Origin of the sequence: Curtobacterium sp. PhB115, assembly GCF_003752025.1 — a bacterium.
Lineage (GTDB): Bacteria > Actinomycetota > Actinomycetes > Actinomycetales > Microbacteriaceae > Curtobacterium.
The window spans coordinates 175326-196240 of the sequence record NZ_RJKR01000013.1; the positions used below are offsets into that span (position 1 = coordinate 175326).

The window sequence follows — 20915 nt, forward strand, 5'->3', positions numbered from 1 at the left end:
ACGGTGCGAGGGCGCGCGGCGCTGGGGTCGCACGGTGCGAGGGCGCGCCTCGCTGGGGCCGCACGGTGCGAGGTTTGGCACATGGTGCGAGGCTCGTGGGGTGGCACGGTGCACGGAACCTCGCACGGTGCGGTGAGCTGGGTGCGGGCTCGCACGTGCCGGCTCCAGGGTCGCACGGTGCGCGGGCGCGCCTCGCTGGGGTCGCACGGTGCGAGGGGCCGCACATGGTGCGAGGCTCGCGGGGTCGCACGGTGCACGGAACCTCGCACGGTGCGGTGAGCTGGGTGCGGGCTCGCGCGTGCCGGCTCCAGGGTCGCACGGTGCGCGGGCGCGCCTCGCTGGGGTCGCACGGTGCGAGGGGCCGCACATGGTGCGAGGCCCGCGGGGTCGCACGGTGCGCGGAACCTCGCACACTGGCCGCACAGCGCACGCCCACGACCGCACAGCGCACGCCCGCCCACGCGCCCGCGCACGCACCCGCGCCGCACACGCGGAACGCCCCCGACCTGGCACGGTCGGGGGCGTTCGGCGTTCAGTACTCGGGGATCAGCGCGGACGGCCGGCACGCGCCCGCATCGGGTCCATGCCCTTCGGGATCGCCGCGGCGGGGCTCTGCGTGAGGGAGTCGAGACGGTTCGCGACCGCGAGGACCTCGTTGCGGTTGAGCGTCTTCTTGAACTTGTTCATCGCGCGGGGGAGCTTGTGCAGCGTCAGCGTGTCGTCGCCGTCACCAACGCTGACCACGTGGACCGCGACGTTCGGGACGATGCGCTGGACCTTGCGGCGCTCCTCGTCGATCTGCCGCTTGAGGTTGCCGCGCTGCCCCTCAGTGATGAGCACGACGCCGGGACGACCGACGGCACGGTAGACGGCAGCCTGCGAGCGACCGTGCACCGCGACGGGCATCTCGCTCGAGCGCCACTGCCGACGCAGGGAGTTCGAGAGCACGGCACCGACGGCGCCGGGCTGGCCCTCGATCTGCGAGTACGCGGCACGCTCGGCGAGCCGGCCCAGCACGATGAGGAACAGGAGCACGCCGACCAGCACGCCCACGACGATCCACAGGATCATCCCGAGCCAGTTCTGCCCGGGGAGCAGCAGTGCGAGCAGCACGCCGAGGACGACGGGCACGACGAACGCGAGAGCGAACCACCACACCGACGACGGGTCTGCCCGTCGGGTCATCTGGAAGACCTGGAACATCTGCTTGAGACGCCCCGGCTCCTTCGCCTTCGTGTCCGTGGAAGTGCTGCGTGCCATGGCAACAGGATACGGCCTGCGCCGACCTGTGGAGACCGCCAGGTGTCCGGCTGTGCGCGAACACCGGTTGTCCACAGGGCCGTGCAGACAACCGGGAGGCCCGGATCACCTCCGCCACGCTGGTCACCATGCAGACACCGGTCACCGACACCGTCCGCTGGCTCGCCACCGGGGACGAGGCCGACCTGCTCGCGTGGTTGGCTGACCGCAGCACGACCGGACACCGGCACCTCGTGCCCGTCGGCGCGGTCGGACGGACGAGGACCGGGGCGCTGGTGGTCGAGGTGACGCCCCCGAGCGGGACCGTCCTGACCGCAGCACTCGACCGGCTCGGTGCCCCGACCACGGGCGTCGCGGTCACCCTGACGCTGCCGCTCCTCGAACTCCTCGTGGCGCTCCACGCCGGCGCGGTCCGCATCGGTGCAGCGGCCGTCGACGACGTGGTGGTCGACGACGCCGGCGCCGTCGTGCTCTGCGACCACCCGCCCGGAGCGGAGCGACGCACGGCGCCTGCAGCGGAGCGAGGCAGCACCACGGCGCGGGGCACTGCCGAGCGTGGCAGGCGGCCCGATGCCCGCTCTCGGACGGGTCAGCCCGGGCGGGACCCCTCGCGGGCGATCGTGTTCGCGGCGCGGACGGTGTGGGACCGCGTCGACCCCCGCGACCCCGCCCGGGTGGGTGTCACCGCAGCACTCGAGCAGGCCCTCGACGGCGACGGACGTGCCGCTCGTGCAGCACTCGAGGCCGTCCGTACCGCGGCGGCACCTCGACCGTTCCGCTGGGAACCAGCACCCGCGGACCTCCTCTTCGCCGAACCGGAACGACCCCGCGGCGCGAACGGCCTGAACCGCGCGAACGTCCTCGACAGGGCGAAGGAGTGGCTCCGTGACGCCGTCGAGCACGGCATCCCCCTCGGCTCCGGCCGGCGGCTCCCGGTCCGTCGTGCGGTCGTCGGCGTCGTCGTGGCGGTCGGTGCGACGGCTGCGGCCCTGTTCGCGGTGGGTGACCGCTGACACACGGGAACGGCCCCGGCTCCCACCAGGGGAACCGGGGCCGTCGGCCGTTCGTCACACGCCGGGTGTCAGTACCCGAGGTTGGGGGCGAAGTTGCCCTCTTCCAGACGGTTCTTCACCGCGACGAGGTAGCGCGAGGCGTCCGCACCGTCGATGATCCGGTGGTCGTACGACAGCGCGAGGTACACGAACGAACGGATCGCGATCGCTTCCTGGCCGTCGACCTTCACGACCGCCGGACGCTTCGTCACGATGCCCGTGCCGAGGATCGCCGACTGGGGCAGGAACACGACGGGGGTGTCGAACAGCGCGCCACGCGAACCGGTGTTGGTCAGCGTGAAGGTGCCGCCGGCGAGCTCGTCGGGCTTGAGCTGGTTGTTCCGGGTGCGCTCCGCCAGGTCCGCGATGGACTTGGAGAACTGCGCGAGGTCCAGCGACGCCGCGTCCTTGATCACCGGGGTGAGGAGGCCACGCTCGGTGTCGACCGCGATCGAGACGTTCTCGGTCTCCGGGTAGACGATCTCGTCACCGTCGACCGTCGAGTTGATCTTCGGGTGGGCCTTGAGCGCCTCGGACGCCGCGAGGGCGAAGAACGGCATGAAGGACAGCTTCGAGCCGGTCTTCTCGAGGAACTCCGCCTTGTTCGCGTCGCGGAACTGCGCCACCTTCGTGACGTCCACCTCGACGACGCTGGTGAGCTGTGCGGTCGAGGTCATCGACTGCACGGCACGCTCGGCGACGACCTTGCGCAGGCGCGTCATCTTCTCGCGGGTGCCACGGAGCGGCGAGACCTCGGCCACGAACGGACCGGACGCGGCTGCGGGGGCTGCCGAACCACCGGCGGCCGGGGCCTTCGCGGCGGCCGCGAGGACGTCTTCCTTGCGGATGCGTCCGCCGACACCGGAGCCGGTGACGGTGGACAGGTCGACGCCCTGTTCGTTCGCGAGCTTGCGGACGAGCGGGGTGACGTAGCCGGAGGCTGCGCCGTCCTGCGTCGGGTTCGGCACGGCTGCGGCGGTCGTCGCGCTGGGCGCGGCGGCCGGTGCAGGTGCTGCGGCGGCCGGTGCCGGGACGGCTGCCGGGGGAGCGGCGGCGGGCGGCGGGACCGGAGCGGCCTGCGGCACCGGTGCGGCGGCGGGCGGCGCGGCCGGGGCCTGCGGGGCGGCCGGCTGCGTCTGACCGGCCGGGGCGGGCTCGGGCTCGGTGGGCTCCGGAGCGGGGGTCTCGGACTCCTGCTCGGTGCTCGGCTCTGCTTCAGGCTCTTCGGCTTCGGCAGCGGCCTCGTTCGAGGAGTCGTCCGATCCGGCGTCGGACGAGCCGGAGCCCGCGCCGTCGCCGATCTTCACGAGCGCGGTCCCGACCTCGACGGTCTCGTCCTCCTGGACGAGGATCTCCTCGATCACGCCGGCGATCGGCGACGGGATCTCGGTGTCGACCTTGTCGGTCGAGACCTCGAGCAGCGGCTCGTCGACCTCGACCCGGTCACCGACGTTCTTCAGCCATCGGGTCACCGTGCCCTCGGTGACGCTCTCGCCGAGCGCCGGGAGGTTGACGGATTCGCTCATCGGGTGGACTCCTCTTCGCGGGGGATTGCAGTGGTGGTTGGTGTCATTGTCACAGTGCGCGGGACCGTCCGGTTCACAGCGCGTGCAGCGGCTTGCCCGCGAGGTGCAGGAACGCCTCGCCGAGGGCCTCGTTCTGCGTCGGGTGCGCGTGGACGAGCGGTGCGACGTCCTCCGGGTAGGCCTCCCAGTTGACGGCGAGCTGTGCTTCGCCGATCAGTTCGCCGACACGGGCGCCGATCATGCTGACGCCGACGACGGGGCCGTCGACGACGCGCACGACCTTGACCGAGCCGGACGTGCCGATGATGTGGCTCTTGCCGTTGCCGGCGAGGTTGTACTCGTACGAGTCGACCTTGTCGGCGCCGTACTGCTCTTCGGCCTTGGCCTGCGAGAGACCGACGGACGCGACCTCGGGGTCGGAGTACGTGATCTTCGGGATGTTCTTGTCCTCGATGATCACCGGGTTGAGGCCGGCGATCTCCTCGGCGACGAAGATGCCCTGCTGGAAGCCGCGGTGCGCGAGCTGCAGGCCGGGGACGATGTCGCCGACGGCGTACACGTTCGGGATGTTCGTGGCGAGGCGCTCGTTCGTGGTCACGAAGCCGCGGTCCATGGCGACGCCGACCTCGTCGTAGCCGACGTTCTGCGTGACGGGGCCACGGCCGACCGCGACGAGGAGCACGTCGCCGTCGAAGGTCTTGCCGTCCTCGAGCGTCACGACGACGCCGTTCTCGTGCTGCTCGACGCCCTGGAACCGGACACCGAGGGAGAACTCGATGCCGCGCTTGCGGAAGGCACGCTCGAGCTGCTTCGACATCGACTCGTCCTCGGCCGGCACGAGGTGCGGCAGCGCTTCGACGATGGTGACCTCGGCGCCGAAGGACTTCCAGACGCTGGCGAACTCGACGCCGATGACGCCGCCACCGAGGATGACGACCTTGTTCGGGACGTAGTCCATGCGGAGCGCGGTCTCCGAGGTGATGACGCGGCCACCGATCTCGAGCCCCGGCAGGGACTTCGAGTACGAGCCGGTCGCCAGCACGATGTTCTTGCCGGTCACGGTCTGGTCGCCGACCTGCACGGTGTTCTGCGACGTGAGCCGGCCCCAGCCCTCGACGACGGTGATGCCGCGGGCCTTGATGAGCCCCTGCAGGCCCTTGTACTTGGAGTTGATGACGCCCTGCTGGTACTCGATGACCTTCGGGACCTCGACACCGGCGAACTCCGCGATGACACCGTACTTCTCGGCGTCACGCGTCGCGTCGGCGACCTCGGCCGCGTGCAGCAGTGCCTTGGTGGGGATGCAGCCACGGTGCAGGCACGTCCCTCCGAGCTTGTCGCCCTCGATGAGCGCGACGCTCATGCCGAGTTCGGCGGCCCGGAGCGCAGCGGCGTAGCCACCGCTCCCGCCACCGAGGACCACGACGTCGTAAGTCTGTTCCGTCACCTGGTGCAACTCCCTCGTGCGTGTCGGGCCGATCGGGCCCTACGTGGACACCGCGGGGGCGGCGTCCGACGGTCGGACCGCATGGTTCCGGTCCCGTCCCGTGCAGTACCGGTGGGAGGCGCGTCGGTGCGCCGATCCCACCGGTACCAAACCTACTACTCGGACTGGAGGTCTTCTGCGAGTGCGATGAGCGTCCGGACCATCACGCCGGTCGCACCCTTGCCGAGCCACCCGTAGCCGCCGCCCTTGTGCTCCGACGGACCGGCGATGTCGAGGTGCGCCCAGGGGATGCCCTCGCCGACGAAGCGCTCCAGGAACTTGCCCGCGAGGAGCATGCCACCGGCCGGGTTGCCGACGGTCGCGTTCACCATGTCGGCGATGTCGCTGGCGAGTCGGGCGTCGAGCTCCTCGGGCAGGGGCATCGGCCAGATCGGCTCGGCGACGCCCTCGGCGACGGCGCGGACGCGGGCGACGAGGTCGTCGCTGCCCATCAGGCCGGTGGTGCGGTCGCCGAGCGCGACGACCTGTGCGCCGGTGAGCGTGGCGACGTCGACGATCGCGTCGGGCTGCTCGAGCGACGCGGCGGCCATGCCGTCACCGAGCACCAGGCGGCCCTCGGCGTCGGTGTTCGTGACCTCGACGGTCTTGCCGTTCTTCAGCGTGAGGACGTCGCCCGGGCGGGTCGCACTGCCGGAGGGCATGTTCTCGGCGAGTGCGAGCCAGGCGGTGACGCGGACGTCCAGGCCGAGGCGTGCGGCGGCGACGGTCGCGGCGAGGACCGTGGCCGCACCCGTCATGTCGGTCTTCATGCCGAGCATCGACCCGGCGGGCTTCAGCGAGAGGCCGCCCGAGTCGAAGGTGATGCCCTTGCCGACGAGCGCGAGGTGCTTGGTCGCGGACTCCGGCGCGTAGCGGACCACGACGAGGCGCGGGGGCCGGACCGATCCGCGGCCGACGCCGAGGATCCCGCCGAACCCCTGCTCCTCGAGCGCCTGCTCGTCGAGCACCTCGACGGTGAGCGGCAGGTCGGACGCCAACCCGGTGGCGACGTCGGCGACCTCCGACGGGCCGAGGTCGCCCGCCGCGGTGTTCACGAGGTCGCGGACGAGCGCGGCGGCGTCGGCGACGATCGCCGGTCGGACCGCGGCGTCGGCTGCGACGTCGGCGGGGGCGACGACCTCGATGCGCTGGTCGCCCCGGGTCGGCGCGGTCGAGCCGGTGCCCTTGTGGCGGGTGAAGGCGTAGGCGCCGAGGGCCGCTCCTTCGAGGGCGGCGTCGACGAGCTCAGCCGAGTCGGTCGGCAGGGCGAGGGTGATCGAGGCAGCCTGCGGCAGCTGGCGGACGGCGCTGCCGGCGGCCGAGCGGAGTGCGGCGGGGCCGGTGGCCGAGCCGAGGCCGATGAGGGCGATCGAGGACGCGGCGACACCGGTGCCGGGCAGGCGGACGAGCTGGTCCTTCGCGCCGGTCACCCCGATCGCGGCGAGGTCGAGCCCGGCCAGCGCCTCGACCACACCGGCCGCGCTGGGCGCGAGCGATGCACCGGCCGCCGACGACGTCTCGTCCGACGAACCGGCAGTCGACGAGGCATCGCCGGACGCGCCCGGTCGGACCCCGACCACGAGCACGTCGGCGGTGCTGGTCTCGGGGGAGGAACTGGTGGTGGAGAGCGTCGGTCGGACCATGGACCAACCCTACCGAGGCACTGTTCGCTGTCGGCGTCGCCGCTGCGCACCGGGGACGTCGGACGCCCCGCCTAGCATGGGGACGGTGAACCACCCAGAGGAGCTCTACACGTTCGACGAGGCCGCGCCGACGGTGCCGGCAGGGCTGCACCTGGTCGCCGGACTCACGGGCTTCGCGGACGCCGGCTCGGCCGTGGCCCAGGTCACGAACGCCGTGCTCGAGGACCTCGACACGCAGCTCGTCGCGGAGTTCGACCCCGACGTCCTGCTCGACTGGCGCGCACGCCGCCCGGTGATCACCTTCGAGCACGACCACATCACCGCGATCGACCCGCCCCGCCTCGCGCTGCACCTGGTGCGCGACGAGATCGGGCAGCCGTTCCTGTTCCTGTCCGGCTACGAGCCGGACTTCCAGTGGAACCGCTTCGTCCGCGCCGTCACCGACCTCGCCGCGGACCTGCAGGTCGCCGACACCACGTGGGTCCAGGCGATCCCGATGCCGGTGCCGCACACCCGGCCGATCAGCCTCACCGTGTCCGGCACCCGCGCCGACCTCGTCGAGCAGATGAGCGTCTGGAAGCCGGAGACCCAGGCGCCGGCGAACGTGCTGCACCTCGTCGAGCACCGCCTCGCCGAGACCGGCCAGCAGGTCACCGGCCTGGTGCTCCTCGTCCCGCACTACCTGTCGGACACCGAGTTCCCGGACACGGCCGTCGCGGCCCTCTCCGGGATCGCGGCAGCGACCGGGCTGATCTTCCCGACCGACGCGCTGCGCCAGTCGGGCCGCGAGTTCCTGTCCCGGGTGGACGAGCAGGTCGCGGGCAACGGCGAGCTCCAGCGGCTCGTCTCCGTGCTCGAGGAACGGCACGACACCTACATGGAGGGCAACCCGGTCGCGTCGCCCCTCACCGACGTCGACGGCGAGGTCCCGACCGCTGACGCGATCGCGGCGGAGCTCGAGCGGTTCCTGGCCGACCGCCGATCCGAGGGCGACGCAGGCGACTAGCCGGACCGGCGTGACGTCGGCGCAGCGCCGGACCGGCGTGACGTCGGCGCAGCGCCGGACCGGCGTGACGTCGGCGCAGCGCCAGACCGGCGTGACGCCGGAGCGGAGCCGCCACGTGCGGTGGACGCACCAGGACGACGGCCTGGAGGCGCGGTGCGGGCCCGCCCCGCGCCTCCAGGCCGTGAACCGGTCGCGACCGACCCCGCACCGACGTCGACGACATGCGTCGCGTATCGCACCGCGATGGATCGGTAGCCTGTCGGGGTGAACTCCCGTCGTGCCTTCCTCATCTGGGGCGTCGCGGTGCTCGCGTACGTCCTGGCGGTCGTGCAGCGGTCCTCGCTCGGGGTGTCCGGCGTCGACGCGCAGGACCGGTTCGCGGTGTCCGCCGCCGTGCTCTCGACGCTCGCGGTCGTGCAGATCGCCGTCTACGCCGGGCTGCAGATCCCGGTGGGCGTCGCGCTCGACCGCGTGGGTCCGCGACGGCTCCTCGTGCTCGGTGCCGCGCTCCTGGTGGTCGGGCAGGCCGTCGTGGCGGTCTCGCCGACCATCGGTCCGGCGATCGCCGGGCGGGTGCTCGTCGGGGCCGGGGACGCGATGACCTTCATCTCGGTGATCCGGCTCGTGCCGATGTGGTTCAGCGGGCGGATCCTGCCGCAGATCTCGCAGTGGACGGGCAACCTCGGTCAGGTCGGGCAGATCCTGTCCGCCTTCCCGTTCGCCGTCCTGCTGCACACCGCCGGCTGGACGCCCGCGTTCGGGGTCGCGGCCGCCGCGAGTGCCGTCGGACTCGTGCTGGTGGTCGTCTTCGTCCGGAACGGCCCCGTCGTGGTCCGCACGGGCACGATCCCGCTGCCGACGACGTGGGGTGCTGCCTTCCGGACGTTCGGGCACGCGCTCCGTCGCCCCGGCACGCAGCTCGGGTTCTGGTCGCACTACGTCACGCAGTCGTCCGGCACGGTCTTCTCGCTGCTGTGGGGCGTGCCGATGCTCCGGGGGCTCGGGTACTCGCCGTCCGAGGCAGCCGGGTTCCTGACGATCATCGTCGCGGTCGGGTTCGTCGCCGGACCGGTGCTCGGGATCCTCTGCGCCCGCTACCCGCTGCGCCGCTCGAACCTGGTGCTCGGCGTCGTGGTCCTGCTCGCGGTGGTCTGGACGGCGATCCTGCTCTGGCCGGGACACCCGCCGACGTGGCTGCTCGTGCTGCTCGTCGTCGCGATGGGCATCGGCGGGCCGGGGTCCCTGATCGGCTTCGACTTCGCCAGGACCTTCAACCCGGTCGGCTCGCTCGGCTCCGCGAACGGCGTCGTCAACGTCGGCGGCTTCCTCGCGGCCTTCGTGATGATGTACCTGATCGGACTGCTGCTGGACCTGATGTCCCGTGTCACCGGCGAGACCGTCTTCGCCTGGGACAACTTCCGCGTGGCCCTGACCGTGCAGTACCTGGTGGTCGGCTTCGGTGTGGGGATGCTGCTGCACGCACGGCACCGGACGCGCCGGGTGCTGAGCGCCGAGGAAGGAATACGGGTGGGTCCGCTCTGGGTTGCACTCGTTGCGCGCCTGCGGAAGCGGACCGTGCAATAATGATCACGGACCCGTTCGGGACCCCTGTCCGTCGGAGCTCTCCAGAGCGCCGGTGAACTCGGGGGACTTGACATGGGTCCTAGTGCTGCCCGGAACGGTAGGACTCGTACGACGCGGGGGACTGCGGCGCCGGGGCCTGGGGTGGCAAGGGAGGCCACGACCCCACGAACGTGGCACGACGAGAGAGGTGATCGCATGGCTGCCCGGAGCACGACGATCGATCCCACGAAGGACACGCAGCCCGAGGGTGCCGTGGCAGAGGACGCCACGGAGACCGAGGGCACGGCCGCGCCGAAGAAGCGCGCCACCAAGACCCCCGCCAAGAAGGCACCGGCCAAGAAGGCCGCGCCCAAGGCGAAGAAGGCCGCCGTCGACGAGGTCGAGGAGACCGAGGAGCCCGTCGAGGACCCCACGGACGACGCCGAGGAGACCGACGACAAGTCGGTCAAGCCCGACGCTGCCGCCGCGGTCGCCGCCGGCGCACTCGTCATCTCGCAGACGGACGACGACGAGGCCCCGGTCTACTCGACGACCATCACGGGTGCCACCGCCGACCCGGTGAAGGACTACCTGAAGCAGATCGGCAAGGTCGCCCTGCTGAACGCCGAGCAGGAGGTCGAGCTCGCGATGCGCATCGAGGCCGGCCTGTTCGCCGAGGACAAGCTGCAGCACTCGACCGGCCTGACGAAGCCCGCCGAGCGCGAGCTGCGCTGGGTCGCCCGTGACGGTCAGCGTGCGAAGTCGCACCTGCTCGGCGCGAACCTCCGCCTCGTGGTGTCGCTCGCCAAGCGCTACACCGGCCGTGGCATGCAGTTCCTGGACCTCATCCAGGAGGGCAACCTGGGCCTCATCCGTGCCGTCGAGAAGTTCGACTACACCAAGGGCTTCAAGTTCTCGACCTACGCGACGTGGTGGATCCGCCAGGCGATCACCCGCGCCATGGCCGACCAGGCCCGCACCATCCGCATCCCGGTGCACATGGTCGAGGTCATCAACAAGCTCGCCCGCGTCCAGCGCCAGATGCTGCAGGACCTCGGTCGCGAACCCACTCCGGAAGAGCTCGCCCGCGAGCTCGACATGACCCCGGAGAAGGTCGTCGAGGTCCAGAAGTACGGCCGCGAGCCGATCTCGCTGCACACCCCCCTGGGTGAGGACGGCGACTCGGAGTTCGGTGACCTCATCGAGGACACCGAGGCGGTCGTGCCTGCTGACGCCGTGGGCTTCACGATGCTGCAGAAGCAGCTCGAGAGCCTGCTCGACTCCCTGTCCGAGCGCGAGGCGGGCGTCATCCGCATGCGCTTCGGCCTCGGTGACGGTCAGCCGAAGACCCTCGACCAGATCGGTGACACGTTCGGCGTGACGCGTGAGCGCATCCGTCAGATCGAGTCCAAGACGATGGCGAAGCTCCGCCACCCGTCGCGGTCGCAGTCGCTGCGCGACTACCTCGAGTAGGCCGATGCGGTTCTTCATCCCGATCCTGATCGGGCGGGTCCTCCGTGCCCTCGCGCGAGCGCGGGGCGGCGGGTCCGCCTACCCCGGGTTCATCGTCCTGAAGCTCGTGCCGGACTTCCTGCAGCACGTGACGAAGCAGTTCCCGAACGGCGTCGTCTTCGTGCTCGGCTCGAACGGCAAGTCGACGACGACGCACATGATCTCGGACATCGTCCGGGCGCACGGGCTCCGCGTCTTCACGAACCCGTCCGGCGCGAACCTGCCGCAGGGCATCGCCTCGGCGCTGCTCTCCGAGGTCTCGCTGACCGGTCGCCTCAAGGCGGACATCGGGATCCTCGAGGTCGACGAGGCCTTCGCGGTCGAGCTCGCCGGCATCCTGTCGCCCTCCACGGTGACGATGCTCAACGTGCAGGTCGACCAGCTGTACCGGTTCTTCGAGACCGAGCGCGTCGCCGACATGATGCTCGACACCGCGGCACTGTCCACGGCGAACGTCATCACGAACCGCGACGACCAGTTCCTCGACGCGTACACCGCTGTCGACGGCCAGCGTGTGCTCCGCTTCGGTGCGAGCGCCGAGGTCGTCGCCGCCGCGCCGAACGGCCTGCAGAACGCCGACGACTTCGACCGGCAGGACGCCCAGCCGAACACCGCCGACGCCGAGGTCGTCGTGAACACCGGCGACGGTGCCACGATCCGGTTCGACGGCGTCGAGATCCCGGTCCGGTTGCCGGCACGTGGGCTGCACTACGCGGTCGACGCCGCCGCCGCCACCGCGACCGCCAGCGCCGCGCTCGGCACGCAGTTCCGAGCCGAAGCCGTCACGAAGGCCTTCGGCACCATGAAGCCGGCGTACGGCCGCGGCGAGCGACTCCCGATCGCCGGCGAGGCCGCCGAGTTCACGATGTTCAAGAACGCCGCGAGCCTGCAGCTCAACCTCGACGCCCTGCCGGACCGGCCCGAGCAGGTCCTCATGGCGATCGACGAGGGCACGCCGGACATCTCCTGGATCTACGACATCGACTTCTCGGGTCTCGACCACGTGGACGTCGTCTCCGGTGACAAGGCCTGGCAGATCGCGATCGCCCTCGAGCACGCCGGTGTCCGCATCGGTCGCGTCGAGCCGGACGTCGAAGCGGCGATCAAGCACATGGAGCAGCTCGGCTCGACGACCAGCGGGACGAAGAACTTCATCGTCAACTACGAGATCATGATGATCGCGCGCAAGGCCCTCGGCCACCCGGACATGGAGAAGACCGCATGACGGCCGACCGGCTGACCATCCTGCACGTCTACCCGCGCCAGATGGGCGTCTCGGGCGATCGCGGCAACGTCGCAGCCCTCGTCCGTCGTGCCGCGGCAGCAGACATCGAGACCGAGGTCGTCGAGTACGCCCCCGGCGACCAGCTGCCCGTCAGCGCCGACATCGTCGTGATCGGCAACGGCCCGCTCAGCGCGATCCGGTCGCTCGGCGACGACATCGCCCGCATCGGTGCGCCGATCCGCGAGTTCGCGGCGTCCGGCGGTCCGGTCGTCGCGGTCGGCGGCGGGTTCGACCTCGCCACGAACCAGGTGGTCCCGACCGAGGGCGCGCCGATCGACGGCTTCGGGGTGTTCGACGCCCGTGCCGTCCGCGGTGCCGAGCGTCGGGTGAACTACTTCGTGCTCGAGACGCGCTACCCGCTGCTCCCCGGTGCCTCCACCCGGCTGGCGGGCTTCGAGGACCACGCGACCCGCATCGAGCTCGGCGCCGGGGTCGTCCCCTTCGCGGACGTCGTGTCCGGTGGCGGCAACCAGGCCGGATCGCCGGTCGAAGGCGCCATCGTCGGCACGTCGTTCGGCACGCACACGCAGGGCCCGATCCTGCCGCTCAACCCGCAGCTGACCGACGGCGTCCTCGCCGCCGCGACCGCGCGGCTCGGCCGCGAGTACGCGCCGGACGCCGAGCGCACGGCGACGATCGACCGGTACGCGCGCGAAGCGCGTGCCACCGTCGACCGCTACGTCGACAAGGCGTTCAAGCGGATCGCCTGACCAACGCTCGCTGCGGACGTCGAACAGGACGACGCAAAGACGGGAGGCGCGGTGCCAGCTGGCACCGCGCCTCCCGTCGTTGCGGTTGTTGCGCTACTTCGACTCGTAGAGTCGGCTGCTCTCGTCGTGCCACTCGATGGCGGTCGCCGCGAGCTTGTCCTTGAACTCGGCGCCGTGGTGGGCGCAGAAGAACAGCTCGCCACTGGCCATGGTGGCTCGGATGTAGGCCTGCGCGCCGCAGCTGTCGCAACGGTCGGCGGCGGTCAGCTGGTGGTTGCTGACTTCGTCGATGGAGGGGTCCTGCACGGTCTGGGTCATTGCTGTGCTCCTCACGGATCGCAGGTGGTGCCGGGTGGTTGCACCATTTCAACACGTGATGCCTGGGAACGATGCATTGTGGGGCCCTGTTTCGCTCACCGCGGACCGCTTGGCCCCAGTGGGGGTGTCCGGACCGGTGGTGTCGGTGCGCCTCGGTAGCCTGGTGGGGTGAGCTCCGACTACTCCGCACGTCATCTCTCCGTCCTCGAAGGACTCGAGGCGGTGCGGAAGCGTCCCGGCATGTACATCGGGTCGACGGACTCCCGCGGCCTCATGCACTGCCTGTGGGAGATCATCGACAACTCGGTCGACGAAGCCCTCGCCGGACACGGTGACGAGATCGGCGTCGTGCTCCACGCCGACGGCTCGGTCGAGGTCCGTGACACCGCTCGCGGCATCCCCGTCGACGTCGAGCCGAAGACCGGTCTGACCGGGGTCGAGGTCGTGTTCACCAAGCTGCACGCCGGTGGCAAGTTCGGCTCGGGGTCCTACGCGGCCTCGGGTGGGCTGCACGGCGTCGGTGCCTCGGTCGTGAACGCGCTGTCGGAGCGCCTCGACGTCGAGGTCGACCGGGGCGGCAAGACCTACGCGATGTCCTTCCACCGCGGCGAGCCCGGCGTGTTCGACGACGCGGCGGGCATCGGCCCCGACGCCCCGTTCAGCCCGTTCACGTCGGGCAGCGAGCTCCGGGTCGTCGGCAAGGTGAAGAAGGGCGTCACCGGCTCGCGCATCCGGTACTGGGCGGACCGGCAGATCTTCACCGCCGACGCGAAGTTCAGCACGAGCGACCTGGTGAGCCGTGCACGGCAGACGGCGTTCCTGGTGCCGGGGCTCGGGCTCACGATCACCGACTCGCGGCCGGAGTCGATCCAGGCGGCGGCCGATCGGGCCGAAGCGACGGGCACCGCGGTCGAGGCCGGCCCGGTCGTCGAGCGCTTCCGGTACGAGGGCGGGATCGCCGAGTTCGTCGAGCACCTCGCCGTGGACGGCCCCGTCACCGACGTCTGGCGCGTCCAGGGCACCGGCACGTTCACCGAGACCGTCCCGATGCTCGACGACAAGGGCCACATGGTCTCCACCTCCGTCGAGCGCACGTGCGAGGTCGACCTCGCCCTGCGGTGGGGCACCGGCTACGAGACCGTGTTCCGCAGCTTCGTGAACATCATCGCGACGCCGAAGGGCGGCACGCACCAGGCCGGCTTCGAGTCCGGCGTGGTCAAGGCCGTCCGGGCGCAGGTCGAGGCGAACGCCCGCAAGCTCAAGGTCGGGCAGGACAAGCTCGACAAGGACGACGTGCTCGCCGGCATGACCGCCGTGCTCACCGTCCGGTTGCCCGAGCCGCAGTTCGAGGGACAGACGAAAGAGGTCCTCGGCACCCCCGCGGTCCGGAAGATCGTCGACCAGGTGGTGTCGAAGCGCATCACCGAGATCCTCACCTCGACGCAGCGCACCGAGAAGGCGCAGTCCGCGGCGCTCCTCGACAAGGTCGTGCAGGAGATGAAGACCCGCATCTCCGCCCGCGCGCACAAGGAGACCCAGCGCCGGAAGAACGCGCTCGAGAACTCCTCGCTGCCGACGAAGCTCGCCGACTGCCGGTCCCAGGCGACCGAGGGCACCGAGCTCTTCATCGTCGAGGGCGACTCGGCACTCGGCACCGCCAAGCTCGCGCGCAACAGCGAGTACCAGGCGCTGTTGCCCATCCGCGGCAAGATCCTCAACGTGCAGAAGGCGTCCGTGTCGGACATGCTCTCGAACGTCGAGTGCGCGTCGATCATCCAGGTCATCGGCGCCGGCTCCGGTCGGACGTTCGAGCTCGACCAGGCGCGCTACGGCAAGGTCATCATCATGTCCGACGCCGACGTCGACGGCGCCCACATCCGCACGCTGCTGCTGACCCTGTTCTTCCGGTACATGCGCCCGATGATCGAGCAGGGTCGGGTCTTCGCCGCCGTGCCGCCGTTGCACCGGGTCGTCGTGGTGAACCGCGGCAAGCCGAACGACACGCTGTACACGTACTCCGAGCAGGAGCTGCAGACGGTGCTGAAGAAGCTCGAGAAGACGGGCAAGAAGTACCAGGAGCCGATCCAGCGCTACAAGGGCCTCGGTGAGATGGATGCGGACCAGCTGGCCGAGACCACGATGGACCGTGCACACCGCACGTTGCGCCGGGTGAACGTCAGCGATGCCGAGAGCGCCGCGAAGGTCTTCGAGCTGCTCATGGGCAACGACGTCGCGCCCCGCAAGGAGTTCATCCTGGCCGGCGAGGGTCTGGACCGCGACCGCATCGACGCGTAGCGGCCGCGCCTGCGCCCGCTGCTCGGTGCGTTCTCACGCGCTGAGCGACAGTTCACGTGGCCGATGGCGCGTGAACTGTCGCTCAGCGCGAAAGTCCGCGCGCGTGCCCGACGGCGGCGCGTGGCCGGTGCCGCGCTCGCCCGCCCTCGCCTGCAGGGCGGGCGAGTCCCGGCCGGCGGCGGACGGGAGGCCCGTGGCGGGGCCGCCACGCGCCTCCAGGCCGGTGGGGCGTGCGTTCTCACGCGGTCAGCGACAGTTCACGCGGCCGGCGGCCCGTGAGGTGTCGCTGAGCGCGAAAGTCCGCCGCAGCGCGCGCCGCAGCGCGCAGCGCGCGCAGCGCTACGCGTCGCCGGCGGTGCCGTCGAGCGCAGCGGCGCTGCCGCCGATCGAGCCGATGACGGCCTCGAGCGGAGCACCCGACCCGTCACGCTTCGACAGCCAGTCGGGCAGGGTGCGGGCAGCGCCGTCCGTCCCGACCGCGTGCGGGGGAGCGATGCCCGCCCAACCGACGGTCAGGCCGTCCTCACCCTTCAGGAACGCGTGCGCCCGGACACCCTGGGTCGCACGACCCTTCGCGGGGAACTCCGACAGCGCCGAGACCTTGGCGCGACCGGAGTCGGTGCCGGGCAGCGCCGTCGAGGTGGTGGACACCGTGGCGACCACGGCATCGTCGGACCGGGCGACCGAGCCGAACCAGATCACCGAAGCACCGGACGCGAGCGCCATGCCCGCGACACCGCCGGCGGGCAGCCCTTGCGCACGGACCCCGGACGCCGGGAACCGCAGCAGCTGGGCGTTGGAGCTGATGAACACCAGGTCGTCGGACTCCGGGGCCTGAGCGGCACCGACGACAGCGTCGCCGGGCTTCAAGCCGATGGCGACGAACTCGGGCTTGTCCGGCCATGCCCCGGGCACGACGCGCTTCACGACGCCCTGTGCGGTGCCGATGGCGAGTGAGTCCGAGGACGCGCCGGACAGGTCGACGAGTGCGACGACGGTCTCGCCCTTGGTCAGGGCGAGGAAGTCCGTGACCCGGACGCCGGCGTCGAGCCGGACCGCGGCGGGTGGCACGGCGGGGACGTCGACGGGGGAGAGCCGCAGCACCCGCCCGGTCGAGGTCAGCGCACCGATCTGGCCACGCACGGTGCTCACCACGGCGGAGCGGACGGCGTCGTGCTTCGAGCGCTTCGGCACACGGACGATGCCGAGCTCCGAGGTCGGGATGTCGACGCGGATGAGCCGGCCGGTGGTGGACAGCAGGACGCGGCACGGCGAGTCGGCGATCTGCAGGGACTCCGGGTCGACCGCGGCCTTGCGGCCACCCTTGACCGGGGCGTCGGCCTCGGTCAGCAGGGTGCGGCGCGGGGTCGCGAACTTGTCGGAGACCTCGGTGAGCTCGAGCGCGACCTGGGCACGGAGCCGTTCGTCGGACGCCAGCAGTTCTTCGAGGGCGGCGATGTCGGCGAGCAACTGGTCGCGCTCGGCCTCGAGCTCCATCCGCGAGAACTTCGTCAGGCGGCGCAGGCGCAGTTCGAGGATGTACTCGGCCTGCACCTCGGACAGGTCGAACACGTCGCGCAGTCGGTTCCGTGCCGCTTCGGAGTCGTCCGAGGTGCGGATGACCTGGATGACCTCGTCGATGTCGAGGATCGCGATGAGCAGCCCCTCGACCAGGTGCAGCCGTTCCTTCCGACGCGCCAGGCGGTACTGGGACCGGCGGGTGACGACGTCGAGGCGGTGCTGCACGTAGACGTCGAGCAGTTCGCGCAGTCCGAGGGTCCGGGGCGACCCGCCGACGAGGGCGACGTTGTTGATGCCGAAGCCGTCCTCGAGCGGGGTGTGCTTGTACAGCTGCTCGAGCACGGCGGTCGGGTTGAACCCGCTCTTGATGCCGATGACGAGCCGGAGCCCGTGGTTGCGGTCGGTCAGGTCGTTGACGTCCGAGATGCCCACGAGCTTCTTGGACTGGACGCCGTCCTTGATCTTCTCGATGACCCGTTCCGGGCCGACGAGGTACGGCAGTTCGGTGACGACGAGTCCGGCCTTGCGCGGGGTGAGGTTCTCGACGCTCACCTTTGCCCGGGTGCGGAACGACCCGCGCCCGGTGGCGTAGGCGTCGCGGACCCCGGAGAGCCCGACGATGGTGCCGCCGGAGGGCAGGTCGGGCCCCGGCACGAACTCCATGAGCTCTTCGAGGGTGGCCTGCGGGTGCATGAGGAGGTGCTTCGCGGCCTCGACGACCTCGCCGAGGTTGTGCGGTGCCATGTTCGTCGCCATGCCCACGGCGATGCCGGACGCCCCGTTGACGAGCAGGTTCGGGAACGCTGCCGGCAGCACGCTCGGCTGCATGATCTGGTTGTCGTAGTTCGGGACGAAGTCGACGACGTCCTCGCCGAGGCCCTCGGTCATCGCCATCGACGGTTCGGCGAGCCGCGCCTCGGTGTACCGGGCCGCGGCGGGCCCGTCGTCGAGCGAGCCGAAGTTGCCGTGTCCGTCCACCAGCGGCACGCGCATCGTGAACGGCTGCGCCAGGCGGACGAGGGCGTCGTAGATCGCGCCGTCGCCGTGCGGGTGCAGCTTGCCCATCACCTCACCGGTGACGCGGGCGCTCTTGACGTGCCCGCGGTCGGGCCGCAGGCCCATCTCGGCCATCTGGTACAGGATGCGCCGCTGGACGGGCTTCAGTCCGTCGCGGGCATCGGGCAGCGCCCGCGAGTAGATGACGGAGTACGCGTACTCGAGGAAGGAGCCCTGCATCTCCTCGGAGACGTCGACGTCCTCGATGCGCTCACCGTCGGGCAGGCCGACTGCGTCCGTGCGTGCCATGGCACCTTTCTGGGAGACCGGAGTCGTTCTGGGAGACTCTGCCGTCTGGGAGACTCTGCCGTCTGGGAGACTCGTGGGATGGGAACAAGCGTACCGACGGCCCCCGACGCCGCCGCGAACCTCGCCGACGTCTTCCCGAGTTGCCTCGTCGCGCTCGGCGCTGCGGACGACGCGTGGTTGCGCGAGAACGGCCTGGAGGCCCGGATCACCCTCCGCCCCGCACGGTCCGCGATCGTCGTCCTGGTCGACGGCCTCGGGAGCGTCGCGCTGTCGGCGCGCGCCGGGCACGCCCGCTGGCTCGCCTCCGGCAAGAAGAAGCTGTGGAGCGGGTTCCCGACCACGACCGCGGCGGCGCTGAGCACCCTGACGACGGGTCGCTCGCCCGGCACGCACGGCGTCGTCGGGTACAGCGGCTGGAACCCGGACACCGGCACGGTGATGAACCTGCTGGGCGGCTGGGACACCGAGGTCCCCGCCGACTGGTTCCTGACCGAGACCCTGTTCACCCGCGCGGCCGCGCTCGGCGTCGACCCGGTGGTCGTCGGCCCGGAGCGGTACCGGGCGTCCGGGATGACCGCGAACGTCCTCGGTGGTGCGCGCTACGTGCCGGCCGACACGATCCCGGCCCGGGTGGACGCCGCGCTGGCCGAGACCGCGACGGGTCGCTCGCTGGTGTACCTCTACGTGCCGGAGCTCGACTCCATCGGGCACAAGCACGGCTGGCAGTCGGACCGGTGGACGGCGGCGCTGGAGCTGCTCGACGGCGAGCTCGCGCGGCTCGGTGCCCGGGTCGCTCCGGACGTCGGTGTGCTCGTGACTGCGGACCACGGTGTGCTCGACGTGCCCGACCACGCGAACATCGCCATCGACCCGCTCCTGTTGACCGACGTCGTCGGGGTGGCGGGCGATCCGCGGTGCCGCCAGCTCACGGTGGCGCCGGGCACCGACGTGCGCGGGCTGGTCGGGGCGTTCCGGGCGCGCTACGGCAAGAAGGCGTCCGTCGCGAGCCGCGACGAGGCGATCGCTGCCGGGTGGTTCGGTGCGGTCTCGCCGGACGTGGTGGAACGCATCGGCGACGTGGTCGTCGTGGCACGCGGGTCGTGGGCGTTCAACGACGACCGGGCGCTGCGGGACGGCGAGGTCCCGAAGCGGATGATCGGGCAGCACGGCGGGCTGACGGACGAGGAGACCCTCGTCCCGCTGCGGCTCGCCGGCGCGTTCGCGCAGTAGCGAGCGCACGAGCGAGCGCACGAGCGAGCGGCCGACCGGCGACGAGCCGCCGCAGCCCGCTCAGGCGGGGTCGTCGTCCGGGCGGGTGCCGAAGACGATCTCGTCCCAGCTCGGCATCGACCGGCGGTTGCGCTTCTTGCGCTCGGGACGGCCCTCGGCATCGGGAGCGGAGGCCGGGCGGTCCTCGGCGCGCTGCGGGGAGGTGTCGCCGTCGGTGTCGTCCTCGAAGCCCTGCAGGGGGATGTCCACGACGCTGATCGAGGTCCCGCGGGCGGGCTCGTCACGCTGCTCGCCGAACGACGCGGCCTCGCGCTCGCCACGGCGGCGGCGGAGTGCCTCGAGCAGGTCGGCTGTCTCGTTGCCGGGAGCGCGCTCCTCGACGGCGGCCTGCCCGATGCGGGGGAGCGGCGCACGGAGCGGAGCGCGGTCCTCGACGTCCGGGTTCGTCAGTTCGTCGTCCGGCTCGTCGACGCGGAAGGCGCCGGAGTCGAAACGGGTGCCGTCGTCGGTCTGCTGCTCGAACTCGACGGCGCGGAGGCGCGGCGCGATGCCCTCGTCCTCGGTGTGGGACAGACGGTGGGCGTCGCCGTTGTCCGGCGCGAGGACCGAGGTCTTCGGGTCGAAGCGCCACTGGGCGTCGTGCTCGACCTCGGCGGCCGTGTAGCGCACGCGCACCTGCCAGCCGCTCTCCGGGTGCTTCCACGAGCCCCAGGTGACCGAGGTGGCCTCGCCGGCCTCGAGCTTCGCGGTGATCGCCGCGCCGAAGGTGTCGGGGGACTCGTCGTCGACCGGGGTCACCGGGACGCGGTGTGCGGCGTCGAGGATGAACGCGCGCTCCGCCAGGACGGGGCCCTCGAAACGCCGGACGTACTCGACGTCGACGTCGAGCGCCGCTGCGACGTCGGCCGCGTCGGCGCCGCCACGGATGCGGGCCTGGACGTCCCTCGGGGACACGCGCTTCTGCGGCCCAGAGTCGGGGTTGGCCTGCCGGACCTGGCCGGACAGCGACGACGTCACGGGCAACCGGAACTCGGTGCCGCCGTCGGTCGCCAGGAGGAGTGCGCCGGACTCGACTCCGATGACTCTCACGTCTTGCATGGTTCCGCCTTCCCAGCGTCGCGTACGGTCGTGCGTCGTACCCCGTGAGTATGCAGCGGCGACGAACCGTTTCCGTGGAGGCGCACGGGCGCGCCGCGGACTCCC

The 20915-nt window shown here is 71.3% G+C and carries 15 protein-coding genes; 8 read left to right on the plus strand and 7 right to left on the minus strand.

All coding sequences use genetic code 11. The features are described 5' to 3' along the window. Window positions 1–546 precede the first annotated feature (546 nt). Window positions 547–1260, minus strand: a complete 714-nt coding sequence (locus EDF19_RS18640) for a DUF4191 domain-containing protein (RefSeq protein ID WP_123682347.1) — start codon at window positions 1258–1260, stop codon at window positions 547–549. A gap of 128 nt (window positions 1261–1388) precedes the next feature. On the opposite strand from EDF19_RS18640, the gene EDF19_RS18645 reads away from it, so the two are divergent. Then, a complete protein-coding gene (locus EDF19_RS18645; protein WP_123682348.1) occupies window positions 1389–2273 on the plus strand; it encodes a hypothetical protein in 885 nt (294 codons plus the stop codon). Between the two features lie 68 nt (window positions 2274–2341). Here the strand turns inward: EDF19_RS18645 and sucB are convergent, their stop codons facing one another. The 3 genes from sucB to EDF19_RS18660 all read right to left on the minus strand — a co-directional run bounded on the left by sucB (window position 2342) and on the right by EDF19_RS18660 (window position 6967). Further along, window positions 2342–3838: a 2-oxoglutarate dehydrogenase, E2 component, dihydrolipoamide succinyltransferase gene (gene sucB, locus EDF19_RS18650; protein ID WP_123682349.1), complete on the minus strand. Its 1497-nt coding sequence runs from the start codon at window positions 3836–3838 to the stop codon at window positions 2342–2344. Between the two features lie 73 nt (window positions 3839–3911). Continuing rightward, the gene (lpdA, locus tag EDF19_RS18655; RefSeq protein WP_123682350.1) at window positions 3912–5285 is read right to left on the minus strand and encodes a dihydrolipoyl dehydrogenase; all 1374 of its coding nucleotides are present in this window, start codon (window positions 5283–5285) and stop codon (window positions 3912–3914) included. 155 nt (window positions 5286–5440) lie between these two features. Next, window positions 5441–6967: a leucyl aminopeptidase gene (locus EDF19_RS18660; protein ID WP_123682351.1), complete on the minus strand. Its 1527-nt coding sequence runs from the start codon at window positions 6965–6967 to the stop codon at window positions 5441–5443. A gap of 76 nt (window positions 6968–7043) precedes the next feature. Between EDF19_RS18660 and EDF19_RS18665 the strand changes: the two genes are divergently transcribed. The 5 genes from EDF19_RS18665 to EDF19_RS18685 all read left to right on the plus strand — a co-directional run bounded on the left by EDF19_RS18665 (window position 7044) and on the right by EDF19_RS18685 (window position 13043). Then, complete coding sequence (locus tag EDF19_RS18665; RefSeq protein ID WP_123682352.1) at window positions 7044–7973, plus strand: proteasome assembly chaperone family protein; 930 nt, start codon at window positions 7044–7046, stop codon at window positions 7971–7973. Between the two features lie 264 nt (window positions 7974–8237). Continuing rightward, window positions 8238–9557: a nitrate/nitrite transporter gene (locus EDF19_RS18670; RefSeq protein WP_123682353.1), complete on the plus strand. Its 1320-nt coding sequence runs from the start codon at window positions 8238–8240 to the stop codon at window positions 9555–9557. A gap of 72 nt (window positions 9558–9629) precedes the next feature. After that, window positions 9630–11009, plus strand: coding sequence for an RNA polymerase sigma factor (locus tag EDF19_RS18675; protein ID WP_260217364.1), 1380 nt, complete (start codon window positions 9630–9632; stop codon window positions 11007–11009). 4 nt (window positions 11010–11013) lie between these two features. After that, window positions 11014–12273 (plus strand): MurT ligase domain-containing protein, encoded by a 1260-nt coding sequence (locus EDF19_RS18680; RefSeq protein ID WP_123682355.1) that lies wholly within the window; start codon window positions 11014–11016, stop codon window positions 12271–12273. Continuing rightward, window positions 12270–13043: a type 1 glutamine amidotransferase gene (locus EDF19_RS18685; RefSeq protein WP_123682356.1), complete on the plus strand. Its 774-nt coding sequence runs from the start codon at window positions 12270–12272 to the stop codon at window positions 13041–13043. Before EDF19_RS18680 ends, EDF19_RS18685 begins: the two co-directional genes overlap by 4 nt. A 93-nt stretch (window positions 13044–13136) precedes the next feature. On the opposite strand, the gene EDF19_RS18690 is transcribed toward EDF19_RS18685, so the two are convergent. After that, on the minus strand, window positions 13137–13361 hold the full coding sequence (locus EDF19_RS18690) for a hypothetical protein (RefSeq protein ID WP_071291892.1): 225 nt from the start codon (window positions 13359–13361) through the stop codon (window positions 13137–13139). A gap of 168 nt (window positions 13362–13529) precedes the next feature. On the opposite strand from EDF19_RS18690, the gene EDF19_RS18695 reads away from it, so the two are divergent. Then, window positions 13530–15656: a type IIA DNA topoisomerase subunit B gene (locus tag EDF19_RS18695; RefSeq protein ID WP_123682357.1), complete on the plus strand. Its 2127-nt coding sequence runs from the start codon at window positions 13530–13532 to the stop codon at window positions 15654–15656. A 339-nt stretch (window positions 15657–15995) separates the two neighbouring features. On the opposite strand, the gene EDF19_RS18700 is transcribed toward EDF19_RS18695, so the two are convergent. Then, complete coding sequence (locus EDF19_RS18700; protein ID WP_123682358.1) at window positions 15996–18482, minus strand: DNA topoisomerase (ATP-hydrolyzing) subunit A; 2487 nt, start codon at window positions 18480–18482, stop codon at window positions 15996–15998. 78 nt (window positions 18483–18560) lie between these two features. Between EDF19_RS18700 and EDF19_RS18705 the strand changes: the two genes are divergently transcribed. Continuing rightward, window positions 18561–19712, plus strand: coding sequence for an alkaline phosphatase family protein (locus tag EDF19_RS18705; protein WP_123682359.1), 1152 nt, complete (start codon window positions 18561–18563; stop codon window positions 19710–19712). A gap of 60 nt (window positions 19713–19772) precedes the next feature. Here EDF19_RS18705 and sepH read toward each other — a convergent pair whose 3' ends face one another. Then, a complete protein-coding gene (gene sepH / locus EDF19_RS18710; RefSeq protein ID WP_185022947.1) occupies window positions 19773–20801 on the minus strand; it encodes a septation protein SepH in 1029 nt (342 codons plus the stop codon). Between the last annotated feature and the right edge of the window lie 114 nt (window positions 20802–20915).

Coding starts and splice junctions, on each gene's coding strand:
- EDF19_RS18640 (WP_123682347.1), bottom strand. CDS start 1,260: ATGGCACGCAGCACTTCCACGGACACGAAGGCGAAGGAGCCGGGGCGT.
- EDF19_RS18645 (WP_123682348.1), top strand. CDS start 1,389: ATGCAGACACCGGTCACCGACACCGTCCGCTGGCTCGCCACCGGGGAC.
- sucB (WP_123682349.1), bottom strand. CDS start 3,838: ATGAGCGAATCCGTCAACCTCCCGGCGCTCGGCGAGAGCGTCACCGAG.
- EDF19_RS18660 (WP_123682351.1), bottom strand. CDS start 6,967: ATGGTCCGACCGACGCTCTCCACCACCAGTTCCTCCCCCGAGACCAGC.
- EDF19_RS18665 (WP_123682352.1), top strand. CDS start 7,044: ATGGGGACGGTGAACCACCCAGAGGAGCTCTACACGTTCGACGAGGCC.
- EDF19_RS18675 (WP_260217364.1), top strand. CDS start 9,630: ATGGGTCCTAGTGCTGCCCGGAACGGTAGGACTCGTACGACGCGGGGG.
- EDF19_RS18680 (WP_123682355.1), top strand. CDS start 11,014: ATGCGGTTCTTCATCCCGATCCTGATCGGGCGGGTCCTCCGTGCCCTC.
- EDF19_RS18685 (WP_123682356.1), top strand. CDS start 12,270: ATGACGGCCGACCGGCTGACCATCCTGCACGTCTACCCGCGCCAGATG.
- EDF19_RS18690 (WP_071291892.1), bottom strand. CDS start 13,361: ATGACCCAGACCGTGCAGGACCCCTCCATCGACGAAGTCAGCAACCAC.
- EDF19_RS18700 (WP_123682358.1), bottom strand. CDS start 18,482: ATGGCACGCACGGACGCAGTCGGCCTGCCCGACGGTGAGCGCATCGAG.
- EDF19_RS18705 (WP_123682359.1), top strand. CDS start 18,561: ATGGGAACAAGCGTACCGACGGCCCCCGACGCCGCCGCGAACCTCGCC.